Origin of the sequence: Streptomyces sp. WELS2 (assembly GCF_013870595.1) — a bacterium.
In the GTDB taxonomy this organism is placed as follows: domain Bacteria; phylum Actinomycetota; class Actinomycetes; order Streptomycetales; family Streptomycetaceae; genus Streptomyces.
On record NZ_JACBWZ010001026.1, the window covers coordinates 1 to 1,974 of the forward strand.

The window sequence follows — 1,974 nt, forward strand, 5'->3', positions numbered from 1 at the left end:
ACCCTCCGACCTACCCGAGACCACCCACGGCACCACACCGGAGGGCAGAGGCTCGTCCGGCTGCTGTGCCTGTTCCGGGGCCTGCTCGACGATCACGTGGGCGTTGGTGCCGCTGGCGCCGAAGGCGGATATGCCGGCCCGGCGCGGCCGGTCGACGGCGGGCCACTCCCGCTCCTCGGTCAGCAGCTCCACGGCACCGGCGGACCAGTCCACATGCGACGACGGCTCGTCCACGTGCAGGGTCTTGGGCAGAACGCCGTGCCGCAACGCCATCACCATCTTGATGACGCCACCCACACCCGCGGCCGCCTGAGCGTGCCCGATGTTGGACTTCAACGATCCCAGGAACAGCGGCTGTTCACTCGCCCGCTCCTGACCGTAGGTGGCGATGAGCGCCTGCGCCTCGATCGGGTCACCCAGCCGCGTACCCGTCCCGTGCGCCTCCACGGCGTCCACGTCGGCGGCTTCGAGCCGCGCGTCGGCCAGCGCCTCCCGGATCACCCGCTGTTGGGAGGGACCGTTGGGAGCGGTCAGTCCGTTGCTCGCGCCGTCCTGGTTGACGGCACTCCCCCGGACCACGGCCAGCACCGGATGCCCCAGCCGCAGAGCGTCCGACAACCGCTCGACCACCAGCACGCCCACGCCCTCGGCCCAACCGGTGCCGTCGGCGGCCTCCGCGAACGCCTTGCAGCGGCCGTCGGGGGACATGCCCCGCTGTCGGCTGAACTCCACGAAGAGGCCCGGCGACGACATCACGGTGGCACCGCCCGCCAACGCCATCGAGCACTCACCCCGCCGCAGCGCCTGCACCGCCAAGTGCAGCGCGACCAGCGACGACGAACACGCCGTGTCCACCGTGAGGGTGGGCCCCTCCAGGCCGAAGGTGTACGCGATCCGTCCGGCGGCGATGCTGCCCGCGCTGCCGTTGAGCAGGTAGCCCTCCAGCTCCTCGGGGGCCTTGCCGATCCGGGACCCGTAGTCCTGGTACATCAGCCCCATGTAGACGCCGGTGCGGCTGCCCCGCAGCGAGGCCGGGCCGATCCCGGCCCGCTCGATGGCCTCCCACGACGTCTCCAGCAGCAACCGCTGCTGCGGGTCGGTCGCCAGCGCCTCACGCGGGGAGATCCCGAAGAAGTCCGCGTCGAACTCGGCCGCGTCGTAGAGGAATCCGCCCGACCGCGAGTAGGACTTGCCCACCGCGTCCGGATCCGGGTCGTACAACCCCTCCAGGTCCCAGCCACGGTCCGTGGGCCACGACGCCACGGCATCGGAACCGGACGCCACCAGCCGCCACAGATCCTCCGGCGACCGCACGCCACCGGGGAACCGGCACCCCATCCCCACGATCGCCACCGGCTCGTGGGCGTCGTCCTGCACCTTGCGCAGGCGCTCACGGGTGTCGTGCAGTTCGGCGGCAGCCTGCTTGAGGTACGAGCGCAGCTTGTCCTCGGTGTTCACTTTCTCCCCCTTGCGTGAAAGTACTGGCGGTGCGTCGGCCGGCCCCGGTGTCAGATGCCTTTGTCGAGGAAGTCGAACAGCTCGTCGTCACTGGCCGAGTCGAACCGCTCCGCGCCCGACTGTTCGCCGTCATCGGCGGCCCCGGCACCCAGGTGCTTGTCGACCAGTTGCCGCATCCGGCTCAGGACGCGATCGCGGGCCTGCTCGTCGGGGGCCAGCGTGGCGAGCGCGGACTCCAGCTCGTCGAGGTCGCTCAGCACCCGGTCGGCCAGCGTCTCCTCGTCCGGCCGCAGTTGCTCCCACAGGTGGTCGGCGAGCGCGGCCGGTGTCGGATAGTCGAAGGCCAGCGTGGCGGACAGCCGCAGCCCGGTGGCCCGCATCAGGCGGTTCCGCAGCTCCACCGCGCCCAGGGAGTCGAAACCGAGTTCCTTGAAGGTGTGGTGGGGCTGAACCGCGGTCGCCGACGCATGGCCCAGCACCCCGGCGGCCTGGGCGCAGACCAGCTCGCGCAGCCGC

2 protein-coding genes are annotated in these 1,974 nt (G+C 71.4%); both read right to left on the bottom strand.

Features of this window, described 5'->3' with window-relative positions; all coding sequences use genetic code 11:
- A partial coding sequence (locus tag H5J33_RS33135) for a beta-ketoacyl synthase N-terminal-like domain-containing protein (RefSeq protein ID WP_181798406.1) occupies positions 1-1,458 on the bottom strand: 1,458 nt, incomplete at its 3' end.
- 50 nt (positions 1,459-1,508) lie between these two features.
- Positions 1,509-1,974 (bottom strand): acyl carrier protein (locus H5J33_RS33140; RefSeq protein WP_258565580.1); only part of this gene is annotated, 466 nt, incomplete at its 5' end.